The organism is Amycolatopsis sp. NBC_01488 (assembly GCF_036227105.1).
Lineage (GTDB): Bacteria > Actinomycetota > Actinomycetes > Mycobacteriales > Pseudonocardiaceae > Amycolatopsis.
The window spans coordinates 526,163-547,174 of record NZ_CP109434.1 but is presented as its reverse complement, the minus strand read 5'-3'; the positions used below and the strand labels follow the sequence as shown (position 1 = coordinate 547,174).

The 21,012-nt window shown below is 72.2% G+C and carries 26 protein-coding genes; 8 read left to right on the top strand and 18 right to left on the bottom strand.

Annotated elements, in window-relative coordinates:
- Positions 1–2: 2 nt before the first annotated feature.
- The 6 genes from OG738_RS02605 to OG738_RS02580 form a co-directional block, all read right to left on the bottom strand.
- On the bottom strand, positions 3–1,448 hold the full coding sequence (locus OG738_RS02605) for an FAD-dependent monooxygenase (RefSeq protein ID WP_329050893.1): 1,446 nt from the start codon (positions 1,446–1,448) through the stop codon (positions 3–5).
- Between the two features lie 10 nt (positions 1,449–1,458).
- Positions 1,459–2,034, bottom strand: coding sequence for a PadR family transcriptional regulator (locus OG738_RS02600; protein WP_329050892.1), 576 nt, complete (start codon positions 2,032–2,034; stop codon positions 1,459–1,461).
- A gap of 76 nt (positions 2,035–2,110) precedes the next feature.
- A complete protein-coding gene (locus OG738_RS02595) occupies positions 2,111–2,905 on the bottom strand; it encodes a hypothetical protein (protein WP_329050890.1) in 795 nt (264 codons plus the stop codon).
- A gap of 59 nt (positions 2,906–2,964) precedes the next feature.
- Positions 2,965–4,173: an RNA polymerase sigma factor gene (locus tag OG738_RS02590; protein WP_329050888.1), complete on the bottom strand. Its 1,209-nt coding sequence runs from the start codon at positions 4,171–4,173 to the stop codon at positions 2,965–2,967.
- Positions 4,173–4,568 carry a YciI family protein gene (locus tag OG738_RS02585; protein WP_329050887.1) on the bottom strand — a complete coding sequence of 132 codons (396 nt, stop codon included), beginning with the start codon at positions 4,566–4,568 and terminating at the stop codon, positions 4,173–4,175. The genes OG738_RS02590 and OG738_RS02585 overlap by 1 nt, the downstream gene beginning before the upstream one ends.
- The gene (locus OG738_RS02580; RefSeq protein ID WP_329050885.1) at positions 4,504–4,842 is read right to left on the bottom strand and encodes a hypothetical protein; all 339 of its coding nucleotides are present in this window, start codon (positions 4,840–4,842) and stop codon (positions 4,504–4,506) included. The genes OG738_RS02585 and OG738_RS02580 overlap by 65 nt, the downstream gene beginning before the upstream one ends.
- 260 nt (positions 4,843–5,102) lie before the next feature.
- Here OG738_RS02580 and OG738_RS02575 point away from each other — a divergent pair, with 260 nt between their 5' ends.
- Positions 5,103–5,363, top strand: coding sequence for a hypothetical protein (locus tag OG738_RS02575; protein WP_329050884.1), 261 nt, complete (start codon positions 5,103–5,105; stop codon positions 5,361–5,363).
- On the opposite strand, the gene OG738_RS02570 is transcribed toward OG738_RS02575, so the two are convergent.
- Positions 5,353–6,141, bottom strand: a complete 789-nt coding sequence (locus OG738_RS02570) for a helix-turn-helix transcriptional regulator (RefSeq protein WP_329050882.1) — start codon at positions 6,139–6,141, stop codon at positions 5,353–5,355. The genes OG738_RS02575 and OG738_RS02570 overlap by 11 nt on opposite strands.
- A gap of 78 nt (positions 6,142–6,219) precedes the next feature.
- On the opposite strand from OG738_RS02570, the gene OG738_RS02565 reads away from it, so the two are divergent.
- Positions 6,220–7,068 (top strand): SDR family oxidoreductase, encoded by an 849-nt coding sequence (locus OG738_RS02565; RefSeq protein ID WP_329050880.1) that lies wholly within the window; start codon positions 6,220–6,222, stop codon positions 7,066–7,068.
- A gap of 1 nt (position 7,069) precedes the next feature.
- Here OG738_RS02565 and OG738_RS02560 read toward each other — a convergent pair whose 3' ends face one another.
- Positions 7,070–7,699 carry a winged helix-turn-helix transcriptional regulator gene (locus tag OG738_RS02560; protein WP_329050879.1) on the bottom strand — a complete coding sequence of 210 codons (630 nt, stop codon included), beginning with the start codon at positions 7,697–7,699 and terminating at the stop codon, positions 7,070–7,072.
- Positions 7,700–7,759: 60 nt separating this feature from the next.
- Here OG738_RS02560 and OG738_RS02555 point away from each other — a divergent pair, with 60 nt between their 5' ends.
- Entirely contained in the window at positions 7,760–8,128 is a 369-nt protein-coding gene (locus tag OG738_RS02555) for a VOC family protein (RefSeq protein ID WP_329050877.1), read from the top strand.
- A 96-nt stretch (positions 8,129–8,224) separates the two neighbouring features.
- On the opposite strand, the gene OG738_RS02550 is transcribed toward OG738_RS02555, so the two are convergent.
- Complete coding sequence (locus OG738_RS02550; protein ID WP_329050875.1) at positions 8,225–8,596, bottom strand: winged helix-turn-helix transcriptional regulator; 372 nt, start codon at positions 8,594–8,596, stop codon at positions 8,225–8,227.
- Positions 8,597–8,693: 97 nt separating this feature from the next.
- Between OG738_RS02550 and OG738_RS02545 the strand changes: the two genes are divergently transcribed.
- Together OG738_RS02545 and OG738_RS02540 are read left to right on the top strand one after the other, a co-directional pair.
- Entirely contained in the window at positions 8,694–9,539 is an 846-nt protein-coding gene (locus tag OG738_RS02545) for an alpha/beta fold hydrolase (RefSeq protein WP_329050873.1), read from the top strand.
- Positions 9,536–10,357: a hydrolase gene (locus OG738_RS02540; protein ID WP_329050871.1), complete on the top strand. Its 822-nt coding sequence runs from the start codon at positions 9,536–9,538 to the stop codon at positions 10,355–10,357. Before OG738_RS02545 ends, OG738_RS02540 begins: the two co-directional genes overlap by 4 nt.
- 417 nt (positions 10,358–10,774) lie before the next feature.
- On the opposite strand, the gene OG738_RS02535 is transcribed toward OG738_RS02540, so the two are convergent.
- From OG738_RS02535 to OG738_RS02505, 7 genes are all read right to left on the bottom strand, one after another.
- Positions 10,775–11,920, bottom strand: a complete 1,146-nt coding sequence (locus OG738_RS02535) for an RNA polymerase sigma factor (RefSeq protein WP_329050870.1) — start codon at positions 11,918–11,920, stop codon at positions 10,775–10,777.
- A 3-nt stretch (positions 11,921–11,923) separates the two neighbouring features.
- Complete coding sequence (locus OG738_RS02530; protein ID WP_329050869.1) at positions 11,924–12,370, bottom strand: VOC family protein; 447 nt, start codon at positions 12,368–12,370, stop codon at positions 11,924–11,926.
- A 14-nt stretch (positions 12,371–12,384) separates the two neighbouring features.
- Positions 12,385–12,882 carry a pyridoxamine 5'-phosphate oxidase family protein gene (locus OG738_RS02525; protein ID WP_329050868.1) on the bottom strand — a complete coding sequence of 166 codons (498 nt, stop codon included), beginning with the start codon at positions 12,880–12,882 and terminating at the stop codon, positions 12,385–12,387.
- A gap of 86 nt (positions 12,883–12,968) precedes the next feature.
- Positions 12,969–13,376 (bottom strand): YciI family protein, encoded by a 408-nt coding sequence (locus OG738_RS02520; RefSeq protein ID WP_329050866.1) that lies wholly within the window; start codon positions 13,374–13,376, stop codon positions 12,969–12,971.
- A 72-nt stretch (positions 13,377–13,448) separates the two neighbouring features.
- Positions 13,449–14,903: a rifampin monooxygenase gene (gene rox, locus OG738_RS02515; RefSeq protein ID WP_329050865.1), complete on the bottom strand. Its 1,455-nt coding sequence runs from the start codon at positions 14,901–14,903 to the stop codon at positions 13,449–13,451.
- 198 nt (positions 14,904–15,101) lie between these two features.
- Positions 15,102–16,220 (bottom strand): C40 family peptidase, encoded by a 1,119-nt coding sequence (locus tag OG738_RS02510; protein ID WP_329056525.1) that lies wholly within the window; start codon positions 16,218–16,220, stop codon positions 15,102–15,104.
- Between the two features lie 17 nt (positions 16,221–16,237).
- Complete coding sequence (locus tag OG738_RS02505; protein ID WP_329050864.1) at positions 16,238–17,200, bottom strand: nucleoside hydrolase; 963 nt, start codon at positions 17,198–17,200, stop codon at positions 16,238–16,240.
- A 52-nt stretch (positions 17,201–17,252) separates the two neighbouring features.
- On the opposite strand from OG738_RS02505, the gene OG738_RS02500 reads away from it, so the two are divergent.
- The 3 genes from OG738_RS02500 to OG738_RS02490 are packed head-to-tail and all read left to right on the top strand — an operon-like array spanning position 17,253 to position 18,806.
- On the top strand, positions 17,253–18,005 hold the full coding sequence (locus OG738_RS02500; protein ID WP_329050863.1) for an acyltransferase: 753 nt from the start codon (positions 17,253–17,255) through the stop codon (positions 18,003–18,005).
- Positions 18,006–18,048: 43 nt separating this feature from the next.
- Positions 18,049–18,426 (top strand): hypothetical protein, encoded by a 378-nt coding sequence (locus tag OG738_RS02495; protein WP_329050862.1) that lies wholly within the window; start codon positions 18,049–18,051, stop codon positions 18,424–18,426.
- On the top strand, positions 18,411–18,806 hold the full coding sequence (locus OG738_RS02490) for a hypothetical protein (RefSeq protein ID WP_329050860.1): 396 nt from the start codon (positions 18,411–18,413) through the stop codon (positions 18,804–18,806). The genes OG738_RS02495 and OG738_RS02490 overlap by 16 nt, the downstream gene beginning before the upstream one ends.
- Position 18,807: 1 nt before the next feature.
- On the opposite strand, the gene OG738_RS02485 is transcribed toward OG738_RS02490, so the two are convergent.
- Both OG738_RS02485 and OG738_RS02480 read right to left on the bottom strand, forming a co-directional pair.
- Entirely contained in the window at positions 18,808–20,133 is a 1,326-nt protein-coding gene (locus OG738_RS02485) for an APC family permease (protein WP_329050858.1), read from the bottom strand.
- Complete coding sequence (locus OG738_RS02480; RefSeq protein WP_329050856.1) at positions 20,130–21,005, bottom strand: carbon-nitrogen hydrolase family protein; 876 nt, start codon at positions 21,003–21,005, stop codon at positions 20,130–20,132. Before OG738_RS02480 ends, OG738_RS02485 begins: the two co-directional genes overlap by 4 nt.
- Between the last annotated feature and the right edge of the window lie 7 nt (positions 21,006–21,012).

Genomic DNA, 21,012 nt, shown 5'->3' with positions numbered 1-21,012 from the left:
AGCTACGCGCAGCGCACCGGAATCGCAACGTCGCCGATCCACCGGTGCACCGCCTCCGCCAGCCCCTCGTCGCCAGAGCCGGCAGCCCCGACCCAGGCCACGTGCCCGTCCGGCCGCAGCAACAGCGCGTCGATGTCCGAAACGGACGGACTCGACGCCGCGACCACCTCGACCGACGGCGACCACGCGGCGAAAGTCCCCGCCAGATCCAGCAGTACCGGACGCCCAGGGTGCAGCAACGCAGCCAAGTGCGTCTCGGCGGAAGACACCACCAGCGGCACGTCCGGCGCCAGCCGCCCCAGCCACGGGTGGCCGCCCGGCTCGTAACACGCGTCCAGGCCCGTGATGATCTCCGCCAGCGCCCGGTTCCCCGCCGGGTGCGCGGCGACCCGGCGCATCAGGTCCGCGAGCGGCTCGTCGGGGGCCTCGCCCAGCGCCACCTGCGCCTGCGTGTTCGCCAGAATTCGCGACCCCGCCGCGTGCCGCTCGGTGTGGTAGGTGTCCAGCAGGCCCTCCGGGGCAGTTCCGCGCACCGTTGCCGCGAGCTTCCAGCCCAGGTTGAACGCGTCGTCCAGCGCCACGTTGACTCCGATCGCCCCGGCCGGCGGGTGGATGTGTGCCGCGTCGCCCGCCAGCAGCACCCGGCCCTCGCGATAGCTCGATGCCAAGCGCGCCGCGTCGCCGAAGCGCGTCAGCCAGCGCGGCGAACGAAGCTCGACGTGCCGGCCGAGCACCGCGTCCACCTGCGCCTGGAGCCGTTCGAGCGTCACCGGCGCGTACTTGTCGGCCGGCGGGTCGTCCTCACGCACGATGATCCGGACGTACCCCGGCCGCGGGATGACGAACACCGTGCGGCCGTCCGGCCCGGCCGAAATCCCGTACGGCAGCTCGCATTCGACGTCGCCGAGCAGCGCGTACCAGCGCGCGTCGACACCCGGGAAGTCGATCCCGGCCTGCTTGCGCACCGTGCTGCGCCCGCCGTCGCAGCCCACCAGGAAACGCGCTGAGATCGTCCGGCCGAATTGTCCATTGTGGACGATTGTGGACACGCTTTCCGGGGACTGCGTGAACGACCGCAGCTCGTGGCCCCGCAGGATTTCGACGCCCAGGTCGACCGCCCGCCCTTCCAGGACCTCTTCGACGCGGGTCTGCGGAATCCCCAGCGAAAACGGGTGGTCGGTCGCCGCGTCCGTCAGCGGCAGCGGCCCCGGCAAGCCGGTGACCGGCGCGTGCGGCACCTGGTGGCCCTCGGCGACCAGGCCCTCGGCCAGCCCGCGACGGGCCAGCAAGTCCAGGGAACGGGAATTGAGGTTGAAGCCGCGGCAGTACGGCGGCCGCGAAGGGTGGCGTTCGACGATCGTGGTGCGGACGCCGGCCAGCGCGAGCTCCGCGGCCAGGAGCAAGCCCGCCGGACCGGCGCCGGCGACGAGGACATCGGTTTCGAGCACGAGTTTCCCCTCAGAAGTGGTCGGGCCAGGACAGGGAGCCGGAGCGGATTTCGGCCGCGGTGGCGCGGGCCCAGTCGAGCTCGGCCTGCCACGCGTGCCGCACGAACTCGACTTCGATCATGAACAGTCGCGGCGCCCCCTTGCCGACGGTTTCGTCGAGGGCGGTGTTCGCGCCGTCGATGCGGTCGGCGAGGTGACGGGCGCGTTCCTCGAGCGCGTCGGCGGCGCGCTCCGGGCCGAGTGCGCCGAGGTAGCTCACCGCCGCGACGAACTTCGGGTACTCCGCGACCGGCTCGCGGACCAGCTCGTCGAGCCACGCGACGAACTCCTGGCGGCCGAGTTCGGTGTGGGCGTAGACGGTCCGCTCCGGCCGGTTGCCCTCCCGGACCGTTTCGACGGGCTCGATCCACCGGTGCTTCGCCAGTGACTCCACGGTGTCGTAGAGCGAGCCGGGGTTGATCTTGAAACTGCTGTCCTTGAAGCGTTCGCGCAGCGTGGACGCCATTTCGTACGGGTGCATCGGGCGTTCCAGCAGCAGGCCGAGCAGGGCCAGCGCGAGGGTGTTGCGGATCTTGCGAGGTGGCACTAGTCGCTCCCTATCAGTCGGAACCGACTATACGGCGCTCGTCAAGCAGCGCCTGCCGAGCGCGTGGCGCACTTGGTCAGCGCACGTCGAGCGCGGTCACCCCGGACACGTACCGGCCGCCTTTGACGTCGCCCAGCGGGACGAGTCGCGGCAGCGCGAGCGGGACGCCGTCCTCCACTGTGGACAGCAGGAGCGGGCGACCGCCGGTGCGCTCTTCGGCAAGCGTGACGGCGGCGCCGTAACCGTCCTCGCCGACCGCGACGACCGCCGTGTCCGGCCGCGGGACCACGCCGGCGATCCGCAGGACGAGCGCCAGCGACGGCCCGGTCTCGGTGCGCGTCTGCAGGCCGGTCCCCGAAGCGAAGGACGCCGTCACGGTCCGGGACGGCAGGTGCGCCAGCAGCGACGGCGGCAGCGTGACGGACCGGAACGCGGTCGTGATCCGCACGGCGCGCTCGGCGGCGGTCGCGGCGGAAACGGCCACCCGCACCCGCCGGACGTCCCGGACGTCGCGGCTGCGGTCCCGGTCGCCCGGCACGACCAGGTCGATCCCGTGGTCCGTCGTCAGCACGGCGGGGTGGTTCCCGAACGCCGGGTCCAGCTCGGCCAGCGCGAACGTGACTGCCCGGTGCGCCGCCCCGGAGACGGTCACCGTCACGCGCAGGGCGGTGTTCTTCCCGGGTGGCAGCACCGGTGCCGCGGCGGCGACGAGCTTGACCAGGTCGCCGCCTAAGGCCTTCAGCTGCGAAGCGCGGTAAGACGCCGGAGTGGCGACAGCGCCGTCAACGGTGACCGTGCGGGTCGACGCGTCCGACGGGGCGACGGTACCCGCCAGCAACGCGGCAGAAAGGGCGAGCACACGGAGCAGCATCCGGCCTCCTCGAATCCGCTGATGCGGGGCGAACGCCGAATTCTAGCCGGAGAATCGGGTCAACTCCGCGACTTTTCCCGCAGTCGCGCGGCACGAGTCAGGAGGTAGCGCTGCTCCGGCGTGTTGGTCGTCCGCGCGGCCGCCGCGTCGTAGTGCCGGACAGCACCCGCGACGTCCCCGGCCAGCTCCAGCAGGTGCGCGCGGACGGCGTCGGGCCGGTGCCCGGTCAGCTCGAGGGTGTCCAGCAGCGCGAGCCCGGCGGCGGGACCGTGCACCATCGCCGTCGCGATCGCGCGGTTCAGCGTCACCACCGGGTTGTCCGTCAGTCGCTCCAACAGCCGGTAGGTCGCCAGGATCCGGTCCCAGTCGGTGTCTTCGACGCGCGGCGCGATGTCGTGCGCGGCGGCGATCGCGGCCTGCAGCCGGTACTCGCCCGCGTCGCCCAGGGCCAGCGCCTCGGTGACCAGCGCGACACCCTCGCGGATCTGCGCGCGGTCCCACTTCGTCCGATCCTGCTCGGCCAGCGGCACCAGCTCGCCGGACGGCCCGGTGCGCGCCGGGCGCCGCGCGTCCGTGAGCAGCATCAGCGCCAGCAGGCCGGTGACTTCGCCGTCCGACGGCAGCATCGCGTGCAGCAGCCGGGTCAGCCGGATCGCCTCGCCGGACAGTTCGGTGCGGTGCAGGCGGCCGCCCCCGCTGCTCGTGTAGCCCTCGTTGAACACCAGGTAGAGCACGTGCAGCACGGATCGCAGCCGGGCGTCGCGCTCGTCGGCGGCGGGCAGCCGGAACGGCACGTCCGACGCCTTGATCCGCGCCTTCGCCCGGCTGATCCGCTGCGCCATCGTCGCTTCCGGGACCAGGAACGCCCCCGCGATCTCGGCTGTGGTCAGGCCACCGACCGCGCGCAGCGTCAACGCGATCGCCGCCGCCGGCGTCAGCGCCGGGTGACCGCACAGGAACAGCAGGACCAGGGTGTCGTCGCGGTCCGGGACGTCCGGCGGAGGTGGTTCGAACGCCGCCGCGTCCTCCCGTCGGCGACGCGCCTGGTCGCTGCGCAGCTGGTCGGTCAGCCGGTTGACGGCGGCCTGGATCAGCCACCCGCGCGGGTTGTCCGGCAACCCGCCGGACGGCCAGTGCCGCGCCGCCGCGAGCAGCGCCTCCTGCACGGCGTCCTCCGCGGCGCCGAAGTCGCGGAACCGCCGCGCGACGACGCCGAGGACCTGCGGCGCGAGCGTGCGCAGCAGGTCCTCGACCCCGACGCCGGCCATCAGGCGGGCGCGCTCATCACCTGGCGCACCTCGATCGGCTGCTGGATCGGCACCCCGCCCGGCCCGGGTGCGGCCGACGCCTTCGCCGCGATTTCCAGCGCGCGCTCCTCGCTCTCGACGTCGACGACCCAGTAGCCGGCCAGCAGCTCCTTGCCTTCCGGGTACGGCCCGTCGGTGACCACGGGGCTGGTCCGGCCGTCGGACACGACCGTCTTCGCCAAGTCGGGCCCGGCCAGGCCCTGCGCGTCGACGAGCTCGCCCTTGTCGCGCAGTTCGGCGTCGAGCGCGTGCTGGAAGTCGATGTGCGCGCGGAGGTCCTCCGGCGGCCACTCACCCATCGGGAGGTCGCACGCGGCGCTTCCGGTGTAGCTCATCAGCAGCATGTACTTCGCCATGATCGGCTCCTTCTCGCGCCCCGGCGGCGCGTTCACCGGAAAGGACGGAGTCCGGTCCGCGTTCTCTACATGGTTCGCCGATTTTCCGGCCCACATCTTCGCCGGCCGCTTCGAGGATCGCCGGGAAGCCGCGGAAGTGCGGGGTCGTGAAGAACACGGCCGGGTCGTCGGCGATCAGCGCGTCCTTGACGCCGACGTCCGGCACGTAGGCGCAGAGCACCGGCCCGGCGGGCGCCCGCGCGCCGAGCGCTTCGACGTCGTCCCCGCCGGCCATGGAGATCAGGATAATCGCCGAAGTGGCCGAAGACCTGAAACGCGCTCGCCAGGGAGTTTCCGTCGTCTTCGCCGTCTTCGGCGCGGCGTTCGCGACGTGGCTGGCGCGGATGCCGGCGGTGCAGGAGCAGCTCGGGCTGACCACCGGTGGGCTCGCGACCGGGCTCTTCGGGCTCGCGCTGGGCTCGGTGGTCGCGCTGGTGGGCGCGGGTGCGCTGCTCACCCGGATCGGCAGCCGCGCGGCCGTCGTGCTGTGCGGCGGTGGTCGGGCTGGGCGTGGCGGGGATCGTGCCGATCGCGTGGAGCGTGGCGAGCCGGAAGCAGGCGGACGCGCCGGGTCGCGCGGTGGCCGCCGTCGCCGCGTGCGGGTACCTGGGCTTCCTGGTGGAACCGGTGCTGGTGGGCGCACTGGCCACGTGGATCGGGCTGCACTGGGCGTTGTCGTCGGCGGTCGCGGTCACTTTCGCGATCGTCTTCCTGGCGCCGTCGCTGCGAGTGCGCGAGGCGGCGCTCACGCGATGAGTCGTTTGAGCCCTTCGGCGGACGGCGTGCCCGGCGCCGCCGTGTAGACGAGGAGCCGGTGCTCGTGGCCCGGGATCGCGAGGATCTCGCAGTCGAGCTCCAGCGGACCCACGACCGGGTGCACGGTCCGCTTCGTCAGCGTCCGCTGCACGACGACTTCCCGGTCCGCCCACAGCCGGGCGAAGTCGGGACTCTCGTCGAGGAGATCGTCGACGAGCGCGCGAACAGCGGGATCCGCCGGGTACCGCCCGCTCGCCCGCAGGTCCGCGACGCACAGCCGGGCCAGGTCCAGGCGGTTGCCGGTGACCGCGTCCCCGGTGTCGAACAGCCGCCGCAGCCGGTTGCGCCGCCGCGGCGGCCACGCGGCCGGGTCGCCGATCAGTGCGACGAGCATCCGGTTCCAGGCCACCAGGTCGTAGCCCGCGTCGATCACCATCGCCGGCACGTCGCCGAGGCGGTCGAGCAGCCGCAGGACGTTGCCGGGCACCGGCCGCGGACCGGGGGTGGCCGGACGCGCCAGCCGTCGCAGGTACGCGTGCTCGTCTTCGGTCAGCCGCAGCGCGCGGCCGAGCGCGGTGAGGACCTGCTCCGACGGCCGCGGTCCACGGCCCTGCTCGAGCCGCACGTAGTAGTCGACGGAAATCCCGGCCAGCAAGGCGACCTCCGTGCGCCGCAGCCCTGGCGTCTGCCGCCGCCCGCCGGGCGCGAAGCCGACGTCGGCGGGTTGCAGCCGGTCCCGCCGGCTGCGCAGGAACCCGCTCAGTTCCACCCTGTCCACGCTTCCATCATCACCCCGCGCCGGGGTGGTACCGCCAGTGCCTACCCCGGTCCGGCCACGCGGGACGAACCTTCACCCATGACGATTCTGGTGACCGGCGCGCGCGGGACCATCGCCCGCGCGCTGGTGGGACAATTGCTCGAAGGCGGCCACGACGTGCGTGCGGCCGGCCGCGATCCGGGCCGGACCCGGCTGCCCGGCGGGGTCGAGGTGGTCGCCGCCGACCTGGCCCGGCCCGAAAGCTGGGACGCGGCCCTGGACGGCGTCACGAAGGCGTTCCTCTACGCGGGCACGGACGGGCTCGGCGGGTTCCTTTCCCGTGCGGGCGGCCTGACGCAGGTCGTGCTCCTGTCCGCGCTGGGCGCGGATCCCGCGTCGGAGGACGCCATCACCCGCGCCCACGGCGAAGCCGAGCAGGCGGTGCGCGATGCCGGGATCCCGTGGACGTTCCTGCGCCCCGGCGGATTCGCGGCCAACCGGCTGCTGTGGGCGGACTCCGTCCGTGAGGGCGTCGTGCGCGACCCGTTCCCGGACTCCCACGCGGCGTTGATCCACGAAGCGGACATCGCCGCCGTCGCCGTGCGTGCTTTGACGTCGTCCGGCCACATCGGTGCCACGCACACGCTGACCGGGGCCGAATCGCTGACGGTCCGGGACCAGGTGTCGGCAATCGGCCGAGTGGCCGGGCGTCCGGTCCGCGTCGAGACCCAGGACCTCGACGACTACCGTCGTGAGCTCACCGCGGCGTTCGAGGCCCGCGGGCTCGGCCGCGTCGGTTCGGCCGAGGTGATCGAAGCGCGGATCCGGCGGCTGGCCGCCCTGGTGGACCGGCCGCAGCCGACGACGGAGACGGTCTTGGAGGTCACCGGGCGGCCGGCGCGGACCTTCGCGGAGTGGGCCGAGGACCATGCCGAGGACTTCGCCTGACTCACCCCTCGTGGTCCCGCAGCAACCGGCGGACGGCCTTCCGGTCGCCCTCGACGGCCATCCGCCCGTCCTCGATCGCCGCCTCCAGGTCCGACGGCTTCTCGAGCAAGGCGTTCAACGTCGGCGGGTCGGTCCGGATCGTCGCGTCCGGGGCAGTGGGTTCGCCCGGCTCGACGGTCAGCAGGCCCGGCTCGGTGCGGACCGTCCACACGCGACTGTCCAGCTCGACGCGGTAGCAGGCGCTCCCGCGCGGGCGGGCGGAGCCGCGCAGGAACAGCAGCACGGACGTCGCGCCGAGCGTCGCGGGCCGGGGGAGCGGGACGCGACTGGCCCACGCGCCGAGTGCCAGCAGGATCGGCTCCAGCTCACGGCCCCACTCGGTCAGTTCGTAGACCGTCGAGGCCGCCGGGGGCGGCAGCTTCCGGCGCGTCACGACGCCGTGGCCTTCGAGTTCGCGGAGCCGGTCGGTGACCAGGTTCGAGCTGGCGCCCGGCAGCGCGCGGCGGACGTCGGAGAACCGCTGCGGCCCGAGCAGCAGCTCGCGCACGACGAGCAGCGCCCAGCGTTCCCCGACGACGTCCAGCGCACGGGCGGTGGCGCAGGCGTCTCCGTAGCTGCGGCTCGTCGGCATGGTACCAATCTACAACTCCGAGGTTGTTTTTAACAACTACAAAGGCGTACGGTGGCCGCCATGGGCAATCCGGTCGTGCACTTCGAGATCATCGGCACCGACCCGGCGCGCTTGCGCGGGTACTACGGCGAGCTGTTCGGCTGGTCGTTCGACACGTCGGGGCCGGTGTCGGACCAGGTGTCGGAAGCGGGCAACTACGGCTTCGTCGAAACGGCCGGCATCCCGGGCGGCGTCGGCGGCGGTGTGGGCCACGAGAGCCACGTGGTGTTCTACGTGGGCGTCCCGGACGTCGAGGCGGCGCTGGCGGAGGCCGAACGCCTCGGCGGTACCCGCCGGATGGGCCCGGACCACGCGCCGGGGCGGGACCTGGTCGTCGCCCACTTCGCCGACCCCGAGGGAAACCTGATCGGCCTCGCCGGGCCGGCCTGAGCCGGTCCGGCGACGGCGGCCGTGCCGAGGTGGGCACCGATGTCGAGCACCGGCGGCAGGACCGCACCGGTCTTGGCCGCCCGCGCTACCGCGTGGCTAGTCCTCCGCGGCCACGTGGGCCCGGTCGATCGCCGCCATGTTCTCCTCCGCCCAGTTCCGCAGCGCCGCCAAGGGGATCTCCAGCGACCGGCCCAGGTCCGTGAGCCGGTAGTGGACCTTCGGCGGCACCGTCGGCTCGACGCGGCGCGCGACCAGGCCGTCGCGGGTCAGCGAGCGCAACGTCACCGACAGCATCTTCTGCGACACCCCCGGCATCCGCCGTTGCAGCTCGGCGAACCGCACCTCGCGCGGGTCCGCCTCGGCCAGCACCTTGACCGCCATCGACGTCCACTTCGTGCCGATCCGGTCGAGCAGCCGGCGCGTCGGGCACGCCGGGTCGAACAGGTCGCCGCGCGGGGAGGGGGTCACCTGGAGCTCACCACCTGTCGGGAAAGTGCCGTCTTGGCCGCGGCTTCGAAGTTACTTACGGTTTTCTGGTAACCAATGGTAACCGCAAGGGAGAGTCATGCTGCGGGTGAACGGCATCGAAGTCGGCGTCACGGTCACCGGGGAGGGGCCCGCGGTCCTGCTGCTGCACGGTTTTCCGCACACCCGGCGGCTCTGGGCCGAGGTCGTCCCGCACCTGGCTTCGCGCCACCGGGTCATCGCGCCGGACCTGCGTGGGCTCGGCGAGTCGGAGCGTCCGGAAAGCGGCTACGACGCGGCCACCCTCGCCGCCGACGCCGAAGCGCTCCTCGACGCGCTCGGGGAGTCGACGGCGGCCGTGGTCGGCATCGACGCGGGCGCACCGCCGGCGTTCCTGCTGGCGATGCGACGTCCCGGGCGCGTCCGGCGGCTCGTCCTGGTGGAATCGCTGCTGGGCCGGCTGCCCGGCGCCGAGGACTTCCTGGCCGGCGGACCACCCTGGTGGTTCGGGTTCCACGCCGTCGAGGGACTCGCCGAGACCGTCCTCAGTGGACACGAAGCGGAGTACGTCGACTGGTTCCTGAACGCGGGCACTCGCGGCTGCGGGGTGCCACGCGAGATCCGCGACCACTTCGTCGCTTCCTACACGGGGCGCGACGCACTACGCGCTGCCTTCGCCCACTACCGCGCGATGCCGGTCAGCGCCCGGCAGATCGAGGACGCCGTCGCGGCCGGACGGCTCACCGTGCCCACCATGGCGATCGGCGCGCACCCGGTGGGCGACACCCTCGCGCGCCAGTTGCGGCCGGTCGCCGACGACCTCGTGGCCCACGTCGTCGAGGACTGCGGCCACATCGTCCCGCTGGACCGGCCGGACGTCCTGGTCCCGCTGCTGAAGGAGTTCCTTGACCTCGACCTCGCTGGAGCCTCAAGACTGGCGTCATGACGATCTGGATCTGCGGAACCTGCGGGGTCGAGCACCCCGACACCGACCGGCCCCCGGCCGGCACCTGCGCCATCTGCGCCGACGACCGCCAGTGGGTACCTGCCTCGGGCCAGGTGTGGACGACCCTGGCCAAGCTTTCGGCCGACGGCCACGAAGTCGTGCACGAGGAGCTGGAACCGGGGCTGCACCGGTTCAACCGCGAACCGCCGTTCGGCATCGGCCAGTGGACGCACCTGGCCCGGACCGCGGGAGGAAACCTGCTGTGGGACCCGCCGAACCACCTCGACGCGGCGCTCGTGGCGAAGATCGAGGAGCTGAGCGGGGCCGCGGTGATCGTTGCCAGCCACCCGCACATGTACGGCTCCCAGGTCAGCTGGAGCCACCGGCTCGGCGGCATCCCGGTGCTGGTGCACGCGGCGGACCGGCACTGGGTGCGGCGCGAGGACCCGGTGATCCGGACGTGGTCCGGTACCGAAGAGGTGCTCCCGGGCGTGACGCTCATCGAGGCGGGCGGCCACTTCCCAGGCGCGGCGGTGGCCCACATCGCCACCGAGACCGGCGGAGTGCTGCTGGTCGGCGACACGATGGTCCCGGTGGCCGCGGCCGGCTGGGTGACGTTCATGCGCAGCTACCCGAACAAGATCCCACTCTCGCCGGGCTTGGTGCGGCGGATCGTGGACCGGCTGGAGCCGTACGAGTTCGACCGCCTTTACGGCCTCCTGGGCGGCAAGATCCTCGGCGACGCGAAGGGGGCGGTGAGGCGGTCGGCCGAGCGCTACATCGCGTGGGCCGGCGGAGCGAACGACCACCTGGGTTGACGACCGCCCGGCGACGCGGCTCGGGCCGCTGCCATCGGTGCCAGTGGTCGTCGAGCCGGCCACGGCTTGCGTGGCAGGTTGGTCCTCGGCCGCGCCTGTGCTCGTTGGGTGGACCACGGCTGGCACATCGCGGGTCGCTCCTCGGGCCGCGCTTGTGGTCTTCGGGGCGACCACGGCTAGGCGTATTGCGGACTTGGTCGTCGGCCGCGCCTGTGGTCGTTGAGTCGACCACGGGCGTGGCGCAGCGGGTCGGTTCTCGGCCGCGCCTGTGGTCGTCAGTCGACCACGGCTCGGCACCCCGCAGGCTGGTCGCGAGCCACCCGCTCGTCCAGTCGATCGCGACTCGACGAGCGTCGGGTCGGCCTCGACCATGCGCGTTGCCCTCGAGCCGACCACGGCCGACAGCGTCGCCGGTCGTCAGCCACGCAGGTGGGTGTTGAGCCGCGCAGCCTGCCGAGTCAGATGGTCGCGTTCAGCGAGGTTGGCCGCCTTGAGAGCCGCTTCGGCGTACAACCGCGCCGCCGTCTCCAGGTCGCCGTCGCGCTCGTGGAGGTAGGCCGCCACCGCCGTGTGGCGGGGGAGCGTCTCGTCCAGCTCCGCGAGGGCCGTCAACCCGGCGCGCGGCCCGTCGGCCTCGCCCACCGCCACCGCGCGGTTGAGCCGGACCACCGGGCTGTCGGTCAGGCGCGCGAGCTCGTCGTACCACTCGACGATCTGCACCCAGTCCGTCTCCTCGGCGGTCTGCGCGTCCGCGTGCAGGGCCGCGATGGCCGCCTGCGCCTGGAACTCGCCCAGCCGGTCGCGGGCGAGCGCCGTCTGCAGGATCCCCACGCCCTCGGCGATCGCCCGCGTGTCCCACCGGCCGCGGTCCTGTTCGGCGAGCGGCACCAGGCTGCCGTCGGCCGCGGTCCGGCCCGCGCGCCGGGCGTGGTGCAGCAGCATGAGCGCCAGCAGCCCCGCGACCTCGGGGTGGTCGGTCGCGGCCGCGAGCTGCCGGGTCAGCCGGATGGCCTCGGCGGCCAGGTCGACGTCGCCGGAGTAACCCTCGTTGAACACGAGGTAGAGGACGCGCAGCACGGTCGCGACGTCGCCGAGCTGGTCCAGCCGCACCTGCCCGACCGTCCGCTTCGCCCGGCTGATCCGCTGCGCCATGGTCGTTTCGGGGACCAGGTACGCCTGCGCGATCTGGCGCGTGGTCAATCCGCCGACAGCGCGCAAGGTGAGCGCGACCGCCGAAGACGGCGTCAGCGACGGGTGCGCGCACAGGAAGTACAGCTGGAGCGTGTCGTCCTCGGCCGACGCCGGCCCGGGCGCCGGCTCGACGTCGACGAGGTCCTCACGCCGCCGCCGCGCGGTGTCCGACCGGGCCGCGTCGAGGAACTTGCGCCACGCGACCGTCACCAGCCAGCCCTTCGGATCACGCGGTGGGTCGGCCGGCCAGACGCGGAGGGCCTCGACCAGCGCGTCCTGCACGGCGTCCTCGGCCGCCGCGAAGTCGGCGCCGCGCCGGACGAGGATTCCGAGCACGTTCGGCGTCAGGCTCCGGAGCAGCACTTCGTCCACGCGTCACCGGACCCGTTCGGCCAGTTCGACGATGATCCCCTCGGGGCCGCGGACGTAGCAGAGCCGCCAGCTGTCCTCGTACTGCACCACCTCGCCGACCAGCTCGGCGCCGTGCGGCCGCAGCCGGTCGAGAACGTCCTCGATGCCTTCGACCTCGAAGAGGACGTGCCGGAGGCCGGGTGTGTTCGCGGGCGCCCGCGGGTCGCCTTCCGGGCCGGCCGGCGTGTGGTAGCGGGCCAGCTCGAGCCGTCCGTGGCCGTCCGGCGGCCGCAGCATCACGATGTCCGACCGCACGCCGTCGAGGCCGTTGATGCGGTCGACCGCGGGACCCTCGACCGTCGCCTCGCCCTCCACCTCGAGCCCGAGCTCGACGAAGAAGGCCGTCGCGGCCGCGAGGTCCCGCACGACGACGCCGAGGTGTTCCAGTCGCGGAAAGGTCTTGTTCTCCATGGTGATTTCCCTCCTCAGGCGTCCTGACGCTCGTCGCGCCGCCGCACCAGTTCCTCGACGGCGGTGGGCAGCGTCGTCTCGAAGTCGATCAGCTTGGCCCAGGTCGGCGTGACGACGATCCGGACCATGCCGTCGTAAAGCGACCGCACGCCCTCTTCCCACTCCACTCGCTGCTCCGGTGTCATCTCGTAGGTGCCGTTGAACTGCAGGTACTCGTCCGGGATGCCCTCGACGACGTCCAGCTCGGCCCGCCCGCGGATGAGCAGGATCTTCGGCGGGTGCACCTCGGTGTCGATCGTCAGGGCGACCGCCGGGTTGCGGCGCAGCGCGGGCAGTTTGGGGGCGTTCGTGGGGGTGCACAGGACGATCTGCGAGCCGTTCCAGGTGAACGCGATCGGGATCACGCGGGGCGTGCCGTCGAGCGCGGTGTAGGCCAGCCGGGTCAGGTCCCTGGCCAGGAGTTCCTGGCTGTACGGGCGGTTCAGGACCTCGTCGATGGTGCGCTGCTGCATGTCGGTCTCCTCGTCGGATCGGCTGTGCTTCGTGCCCGGGACGCAGCTGCGGACGGCGTCTCGACACAGCTCGACTGTGACGTGGGTCACTTGATAGTCGTGGGTGTCGAACCGTAGTACGGCCGCAGCTCCAGCCACTCCGCGACCGGCTTCCCGCCCGCGCCGGGCGCCGCCGACAGTTCCCCGGCCAGTTCGAGGGCGCGCTCGTAGCTGTCGACGTCGATCGCCATCCAGCCGGCGATGAGGTCCTTGGTCTCGGCGAACGGCCCGTCGGTGACCGGCGGGCGGCCCTCGCCGTCGAACCGGACGAACGTCCCCTCGGGGGCGAGCGCCTGGTGGTCGACGTACTCGCCGGTCTCCTGGAGCCGGGCCGCGAAGTCCTCCATGTACTTCAGGTGCGCCGAGACCTCTTCGGGCGTCCACTGGCCCATCGGCACGTCGTTCACCGGCGCCGGAGCTCCGCGGTAGTGCTTGAGCAGGAGGTACTTGGCCATCGTGGTTCTCCTCGGTACGGGTGCGTCCCATCCTGGCCGTTCTCCCCGCTGGGACGCACCCGATCACCGGATTCAGCCGACGGGACCGCCGAACCAGCGGGCGAGGTGGTCGTCCAGGTCCCGCTGGTCGTCGCCGATCCAGGCGACGTGGCCGTCGGGGCGCAGCAGGACGGCCGGGACGTCCAGGGCCGCGGTGGGATCCGCGAGGTGGTCGACGCGGTCCGCCCAGCCGTCGGCGGTCAGGCGTTCGGTGCGGTCCAGCAGCAGGCCGCGGCCGCGATGCAGCAGGCCGTAGAGGCGGCCCTGTTCGACGTCGATGTCGCGCAGCCGGCGGCCGAGCAGGTCGGGGCCGTCGCCGAAGTCGTAGCGGATGTCGATCGCGGCGATCTTCCCGATCAGGTAGCGGTTCACTTCGTCGAAGTCCATCAGCTCGGTGAGCAGCCGGCGCACGGCCCGCGGACCCGGTTCGGGGGACAGCAGCTCCATCTGGGCCCGGGTGTTGTCCAGCACGTCCGCGGCGACCGGATGGCGTTCGGCCTGGTAGGTGTCCAGCAACGGGTCCGGTGCCCAGCCGCGGATCCGGCCGGCCAGTTTCCAGCCGAGGTTGAAGGCGTCTTGGACGCCCAGGTTGAGGCCCTGTCCGCCGGTCGGCGGGTGGATGTGCGCCGCGTCGCCGGCCAGCAGCACCCGCCCGACCCGGTACTGCTCGGCCAGCCGGGTGGCGTCGCCGAATCGCGACAACCAGCGCGGGGAGTGCACGCCGAAGTCCGTTCCGGCGACGGCGCGCAGCCGGGTCCGGAAATGCTCGAGGGTGGGCGATTCCGCGCGATCGCCGACTTCGCCGGCGGGCACCACGACGCTGTAGGCCCCGCCGCCGAAGGGCCGGAGCCAGAACGGCTTGACGGTCTCGCCGACTTCCGCGACCTTGGCGGCGATCTCCGCCTGCGGCGCGGTCACTTCCAGCTCGCCCATCAGCGTCTCGGTCCGCGAGGGCTCGCCGGGGAAGCCGACGCCGAGCAGCTTGCGGACCGTGCTGCGCCCGCCGTCGCAGCCGACGAGATAGCGGGTCCGCAGCCGTTCGCCGTCGCCCAGCTCGACGGTCACGCCCTCGTCGTCCTGCTCGAAGCCGGCCACCGCGCACCCGCGCCGGACCTGCGCGCCCAGGCGGGTCGCGTGGTCTTCGAGCAGGTCGACGATGGCCGGCTGCGGGATGCCCAGCAGGTAGGCGTGCGCGGAATCCAGGTCCCGCGGCGCGGGTTTGCCGATGGCGGCGAAGAAGCCGGCGGCCGGACGCTGCCGTCCGCGTTCGAGGAGGCGGTCCAGCAGACCGCGCATGGCCATCAGCTCGATGCTGCGGATGTGCAGGCCGACGATGCGGACGAACGAAACGGGCTCGGTTTCCCGCTCCAGAACGAGTACCCGCACGTCGTGCAGCCGCAGTTCGGCAGCCAGCATCGCGCCGGTCGGCCCGCACCCGGCGATGACGACGTCGTACGACGGCTCGGCGGGGAAACGCGAAGAGTCCATGGTGGTGCCTTTCGGGAGTGCCTTGGGGTCGAGGCGCTCCCGGCGACACCTACGTCGATCGCCCGGCCGTGACGGGAAGGGAGAGCACCCACAGCGATACAGCGTTCATGGGTCTCACCTCCTCGGGCGGTGTCACGATCCAGGGCAAGCTACAAGCCCGGGCGTCGCGCCGTCCAATCCTTATCCCGGCGACCTGGGTCAGGCCGTCGGGCGGCCGGCGCCCGCGTAGTCGTCGCCGTCCTTGCGGTAGGTGTGCACCTGCACGGCCTGGCCGGTCTGCGGTGCGTCGATCATCTGCTGGTTGCCGATGTAGAGGCCGACGTGGTGGATCTTCGTCGACGGCTCGCCGTAGAAGATCAGGTCGCCCAGCTGCGGGTCGGTCACGTGCGGGACGCTCCGGAACTGCGTGTCGGCCGTGCGCATCAGCTTGACGCCGGCGCTCGCGTACGCCGCCGTCGTCAGGCCCGAGCAGTCGAAGCCCGGGTCGCTGCCGCCGGTGCCGTTGCCGCCCCAGATGTAGGGGAGGCCGATCTTGTCGATGGCGAAGTTCACCGCGCTCAGCACCGCCGGGTTCGGCGGCGCCGCGGCCTGGCCGACCGTGCCGTAGACGTTCACCGTGGCCAGCGTCCGGTGCAGGAACAGCGGCGCCGACTGCAGCTTCGCGACCGAGTCCCACCACGGCTGGCCCTGGGAGAGGTCGGCGCCGCCGTCGCACAGCGCGCGGCCCGTGGTCAGCGCGGCGTCGTCGATGTTTTGGACATCGGGCTTCCCGCCCGCGTAGCTCGCCTGGTACTTCGCCCAGAGCGCGGGGGAGAGCTGCATCGGCCCGGCGGCGTTCGCCGTCGAGACGACCTTGTCGTAGAAGTCGCGCACCTCGATCGTGGCCAGCGGCTTGTCGAGGACGCCGGTGGTGCCGATCTGCCCGCCGCGTGCACGGCCGTGGTCGGTGGTCACTTTTCCGACCGCGGCCAGCGTCACCCACGAAAGGTGGCAGCCGGGAACGTCCTTGCTCAGCTTCGTCGTCGCTTTCGCGTAGCCGACCATCGCGCGCAGCGGGATGTCGAGCCACTGGCTGGTCTTGGACGCCCAGGCGTCGAACTCGCTCGCTTCGGGCACCTTCGGCGGCGTCGACGTCTGCGGAGGCGTGGTCGTTTTCGCGACAGACGGCGTGGGCGTGCTCGTCGCGGCGGCGTTCTCCGTCTCCTGCTGCTTCGGCGCGAACTGGACGCCGACGACGAGCGCGGCGGCGACCACGACCACCGCGGCCACCACGACGGCGGCCTTCCGGCGGCGGGGCTCGGGCGTCTCCTCCGGCACGGCCTCGGGCTCTTCGCTCACCGCGCGGCCCCGGTCAGGCGGTCGAGGACGAAGCCGCGCAGGCCGTCGAGGTCGGTGTCCATCGCGACCTCGATCGGGCGGCCGGGACTGAACTGCGGATCGTCCTCGCCGAGCCGTCGCCGGTCGACCAGGGTCTGCCCGCGCGCCGGGCCCAGCCCGCAGTCGACGTCGACGCGGTAGGTCTCGGTGTGCAGGATTCCCGGCGAGATCGCCTCGGCGACCGCGACGGCGTCGTGCATGACCATGCGGTCCTCGCCGAAGACGCGCGTGTAGTGCTGCCGGTAGGTGGCGGTGAGGCCTTCGAGGGTCGCGCCGACCGGGCCGGACGCCGCGAGCTTCGCCAGCCATTCGCCGTCGACGGCGCAGCGGTGCGTGAGGTCGAGCGGCACGAGCACGACCGGGATGTCCTCTTCGACCAGCACCCGGCGGGCCGATTCGGGATCGCTCCAGATGTTGAACTCGGCGGCGGTGGTGCTGTTGCCGAACGTCACGCCGCCACCCATGATCACGAGTCGCGCGATCTTCGCCGCCGCGCCCGGGTGGGCGGCGAACAGCGCGGCGATGTTGGTCAGCGGCCCGATCGGGGCGATGGTCACCGGCTCGTCCGACGCTTCGAGGATGTCCAGCATGAGCCGGACGGCGTCGCGCTCGTCGAGGGGCCGGCTCGCCTCGGGCAAGGTGTAGGAGTGGCCCGACAGGCCGTCGCCGCCGTGGACCTCCTTGGCGTCACGCGGCTTCGAATACACCAGCGGCCGCGCCGCCCCAGCGGCCACGGGCACGTCGGTGCGGCCGAACAGCTCCAGCAGCCGCCGCGCGTTCGAGGTCGTGCGGTCCAGTGGCACGTTGCCGAACACCGACGTCACGCCCAGCAGCTCGACGTCCGGGGACAGCGCCGCCAGCGCGATCGCCAGCGCGTCGTCGACGCCCGGGTCGGTGTCGATGATCAGCTTCGTGCCCATCCAGCTCCCCTTGCCTGCGAACCCGTCCCGCACACAGGTTACGGTCACGGGCATGACGTCGATGTGGGGTGCACCCGCACTGTCGCGGGTGCGGGCCTGGCGGCGCGCGCGGCGCGATCCGCGGCAGGCGAAGTTCCTGACCGCCGACTCGCTGCGCTGGGTGCTGCGCAACCGCGCGTACACGCCCTGGTACCTCGTCCGGTACTACCGGCTGCTCAAGTTCCGGCTCGCCAACCCGCACATCATCCTGCGCGGGATGCTCTTCCTCGGGAAGGACGTCGAGATCCACTGCCGGCCGGGCTACGGGCGGCTGGAGATCGGCCGCTGGGTGCACATCGGCGACGGCAACGCGATCCGCTGCCACGAGGGCTCGCTGCGGATCGGCGACAAGTCCGTGTTCGGCCGCCAGAACGTGATCAACTGCTACCTCGACATCGAGCTCGGCGCGGCCACGCTGGTCGCCGACTGGGTGTACATCTGTGACTTCGACCACGTCATTTCGGACATCCACGTGCCGATCAAGGACCAGGGCATCGTGAAGTCCCCGGTGCGCATCGGCCCGGACACCTGGCTCGGCACGAAGGTGAGCGTCCTGAAGGGCACCCGCATCGGCCGCGGCTCGGTGCTGGGCGCGCACGCGGTCGTCCGTGGTGACATTCCGGACTACTCGATCGCGGTCGGCGCGCCGGCTCGCGTCGTCCGCAACCGCGAAGAGGACTACGCGGCTGACGCGGCTCGCCGTGAAGCCGTCGCCGACATGGCGCGCAAGGCGAACAAGGCGCTTCAGAAGACGCTCGAGCAGTAGAACTACTCAGTCGTTTCGTCCCCGGGCCGGACATACTGGCCCAATGGGGGAGATCCGGACCGCGTGGGCCTCGGTCGTGCTGGCGTTGTGCGCGGTGGGCTTGCTTCTCGTCGTCCCGTTCTTGGTCTTGCTGGGCATCCTGGCGAGCATCCCGGTGTTCGGCGCGAGCACGCACCCGGGCGACGGCTACCTGACCTGGGCGGCTTGGCTCGGCGCCGGGTTGCCGCTGGTCGGCGTGGTCATCGCGGCGACCACGCGCCGGCGCGGCTGGACGTGGTTCTTCGGGATCTGCCTGGTCGTGGCCATCGCGGTCGCCGGACTGAACTGGCTCGACCACGTGCGGCACGCGCCGCCGCCCCCGCCGGGTCCGCGGCACTGCGTCGAGCACAGCGGGGGTGACAACGAATGCCCGGGCGGCTGACCGTGTGGCGGGACCTCCGCGACGCGGCCACCTACACCCTGCTGGCCGTCGGCGCGGTGGTGTGGCTGATCGTCGTCCCGCTGATGTTCTTGCAGGGCGCGTTGACGGCGTACGGCATCGGGCTCGGTCCCGGCGACCCCGCGGCGGCGAGCGCGACCTTCACCTGGGCGTCCTGGCTCGGGGCGGGCATCCCTGGCCTGGGCGTGGTCGTTTCGGCGACGACGCGGCGGCGGGGCTGGACCTGGTTCTACGGCGTCTGCCTCGCGGTGGTCGCCGTGGTTGCGCCGGTGCGGTGGGCGCAGACCCACCACTCGCCGCCCCCGCCGCCGGAGCCCACCCATTGCGTCGAGTGGAGCGGCGGCGAGAGCGACTGCCCCTGACCTACTCCTCGAAGGTCATCTCCGGCGGCGGCCGCCGGAAGCCGCGGGTGATCGCCGTCAGGACGACGATGCCGATCGCCAGCCAGACCAGCCCGAACACCAGCGCGATGCCGTCGAGGTTGACCAGTAGCCACAAATCGACCACGGCCCCGATCACCGGGAAGACCACCCAGGTCAGCACGCGTTTCCCGGCGCGGTCGCGCAGCCAGGTCGCGATCACACTGACGTTGACGAAGGTGAACGCGGTGAACGCGCCGAAGTTGATGAACGACGTCGACGTGCTGACGTCCAGCGCCAGCGCGACCAGCCCGACGAGCCCGGTCAGGACGATGCCGAACACCGGCGTCGCGAACCGCGGCTGGAGCTTGCCGAAGATCCGCGGCAGCACGCCGTCGCGGCCCATGGCGTACATCAGCCGCGACGCGCTCGCCTGCGCGGCGATCCCCGACGCGAACTGCGCGACGACCAGGCCGGCGAGGAAGAACGACGCGAAGAGGTTGCCGCCGATCGTCGTCGCGATTTCGAACGCGGCGGACGACTCGTCGGTGAACGCGCTGCCCGGGTGCGCGAGCTGGGTGAAGTAGGCGAGCACGATGAAGATGCCGCCGCCGATCAGCGCGGTGAGCAGGATGGCGCGGGGGATGGTCTTGCGCGGCTCGGTCGTCTCTTCGGTCAACGTCGTCACGGCGTCGAAGCCGAGGAAGGAGTACGTCGCGAGCGCGGCGCCGCCGGAGATCGTGCCCAGCGTGCTGCCCTGGTGGAAGAACGGTTGGGTGCTGGCGAGCGAGGCGTGGACGTGCAGCACCTGCTTGACCGAAAGAACGACGAAGAACCCGATCACCAGCAGCTGGAACGCCATGAGGACGAAGTTCGCCTTCTCGGCGATCTGGATGCCGAGCACGTTGAGGATCGTGGTCAACGCGATGAAAGTGATCAACCAGATCCACTGGGGCACCGCCGGGAACTCGGCGGAGAGGTAGGCGCCGCCGATCAGCCAGATCACCATCGGCAGGAAGAAGTAGTCGAGCAGCACGGCCCACCCGACGAGGAACCCGGCGCGCGCGTCGACCGATTTCCGGACATAGGTGTAGGCCGAGCCGGCGACGGGATGGGTGGCGGCCATCTTCCCGTAGCTCGCCGCGGTGAACAGCATGGCGACCAGGGCGAGCAGGTACGCCGAGGGCACGGTGCCCTCGGTCGTCGTCGCGACGATGCCGAAGGTGCCGAGCACGATCAGCGGAGCCATGTAGGCGAGCCCGAACAGGACGACGCCGGGCAGGCCGAGCCGGCGCTGGAGGGCGGCCGGGGCCGCGGCCGTGGAGGTCATCGGTCGTCTCCTTCTCGTGGACGCCAGCGGTCCGGGTCGATCCGGCCCTGGTAGAGCGGCAGGTGCAGCGGCGCGTCGGCGGGAGTGAACTGCGCCCACATCCGGTTGGTGCCCGCGGTGCCGTCGCGCCGAACGCGCGCCACCTCGTCGAGGTCGATCGTGTGGGCGAGGACGCCGTGGTCGTTTCCCGGCAACGCGCCGAGGACGTCGCCCTCCGGCCCGACGAGCAGGCTGTCGCCCATCCCGAACGGCCCGGCCGTGTTCACGCTGGCGACGAAGACCTGGTTGACGATGGCGTTCGCCCGCGCGAGAACGACCTCGTGGGCCCGGTCGGGAGTCGTCGTCTGGACCGGGTTGAGCACGAGCTCGGCGCCCATCCAGGCGAGGTGCCGGGTCACTTCGGGGAACCAGGCGTCGTAGCAGATGGAGAACCCGACGCGGCCGGCGTCGGCCAGATCGGCGACGACGAACCGGTCGCCGGGGTTGTACGGCTCGTGCGGCCGCCAGGGGAAGACCTTGCGGTACCAGCCGGCCAGCTCGCCCCGCGGGGAAAAGACCAGGGCGGTGTTGAACAGCTCGCCGTGGTCGCCTTCTTCGCAAACGGTGCCGGGCGCGAGCCAGATCCCGAGGTCCCCGGCCAGCTCACCGAGCTCTTTGGTCCGTTTTCCGGCCAACGGCTGGGCGGCGGCCCGGAGCTGCTCGGTGCGTTCGTCGCCTTCGCCGTCGACGCCGCAGAGGTGCAGCTCGGGGAAGGCGGCGAGCCGCGTGTCCGGAAACCGGTGGAGGACGTCCTCGACCTCGCCCGCGAACCCGGCGTCTCCCGCGGGCCGGGGTGGCGCTTGCACCAGGGCGATCGGCAACGGTCGCGACATGCTCGAA

Coding starts and splice junctions, on each gene's coding strand:
- OG738_RS02555 (WP_329050877.1), top strand. CDS start 7,760: ATGGGCAATCCGGTCGTGCACTTCGAGATCATCGGCACCGACCCGGCG.
- OG738_RS02595 (WP_329050890.1), bottom strand. CDS start 2,905: ATGCTGCTCCGTGTGCTCGCCCTTTCTGCCGCGTTGCTGGCGGGTACC.
- OG738_RS02565 (WP_329050880.1), top strand. CDS start 6,220: ATGACGATTCTGGTGACCGGCGCGCGCGGGACCATCGCCCGCGCGCTG.
- OG738_RS02580 (WP_329050885.1), bottom strand. CDS start 4,842: ATGGCCGGCGGGGACGACGTCGAAGCGCTCGGCGCGCGGGCGCCCGCC.
- OG738_RS02500 (WP_329050863.1), top strand. CDS start 17,253: ATGACGTCGATGTGGGGTGCACCCGCACTGTCGCGGGTGCGGGCCTGG.
- OG738_RS02485 (WP_329050858.1), bottom strand. CDS start 20,133: ATGACCTCCACGGCCGCGGCCCCGGCCGCCCTCCAGCGCCGGCTCGGC.
- OG738_RS02585 (WP_329050887.1), bottom strand. CDS start 4,568: ATGGCGAAGTACATGCTGCTGATGAGCTACACCGGAAGCGCCGCGTGC.
- OG738_RS02560 (WP_329050879.1), bottom strand. CDS start 7,699: ATGCCGACGAGCCGCAGCTACGGAGACGCCTGCGCCACCGCCCGTGCG.
- OG738_RS02530 (WP_329050869.1), bottom strand. CDS start 12,370: ATGGAGAACAAGACCTTTCCGCGACTGGAACACCTCGGCGTCGTCGTG.
- rox (WP_329050865.1), bottom strand. CDS start 14,903: ATGGACTCTTCGCGTTTCCCCGCCGAGCCGTCGTACGACGTCGTCATC.
- OG738_RS02540 (WP_329050871.1), top strand. CDS start 9,536: ATGACGATCTGGATCTGCGGAACCTGCGGGGTCGAGCACCCCGACACC.
- OG738_RS02505 (WP_329050864.1), bottom strand. CDS start 17,200: ATGGGCACGAAGCTGATCATCGACACCGACCCGGGCGTCGACGACGCG.
- OG738_RS02590 (WP_329050888.1), bottom strand. CDS start 4,173: ATGGCCGGCGTCGGGGTCGAGGACCTGCTGCGCACGCTCGCGCCGCAG.
- OG738_RS02480 (WP_329050856.1), bottom strand. CDS start 21,005: ATGTCGCGACCGTTGCCGATCGCCCTGGTGCAAGCGCCACCCCGGCCC.
- OG738_RS02545 (WP_329050873.1), top strand. CDS start 8,694: ATGCTGCGGGTGAACGGCATCGAAGTCGGCGTCACGGTCACCGGGGAG.
- OG738_RS02520 (WP_329050866.1), bottom strand. CDS start 13,376: ATGGCCAAGTACCTCCTGCTCAAGCACTACCGCGGAGCTCCGGCGCCG.
- OG738_RS02495 (WP_329050862.1), top strand. CDS start 18,049: ATGGGGGAGATCCGGACCGCGTGGGCCTCGGTCGTGCTGGCGTTGTGC.
- OG738_RS02525 (WP_329050868.1), bottom strand. CDS start 12,882: ATGCAGCAGCGCACCATCGACGAGGTCCTGAACCGCCCGTACAGCCAG.
- OG738_RS02490 (WP_329050860.1), top strand. CDS start 18,411: ATGCCCGGGCGGCTGACCGTGTGGCGGGACCTCCGCGACGCGGCCACC.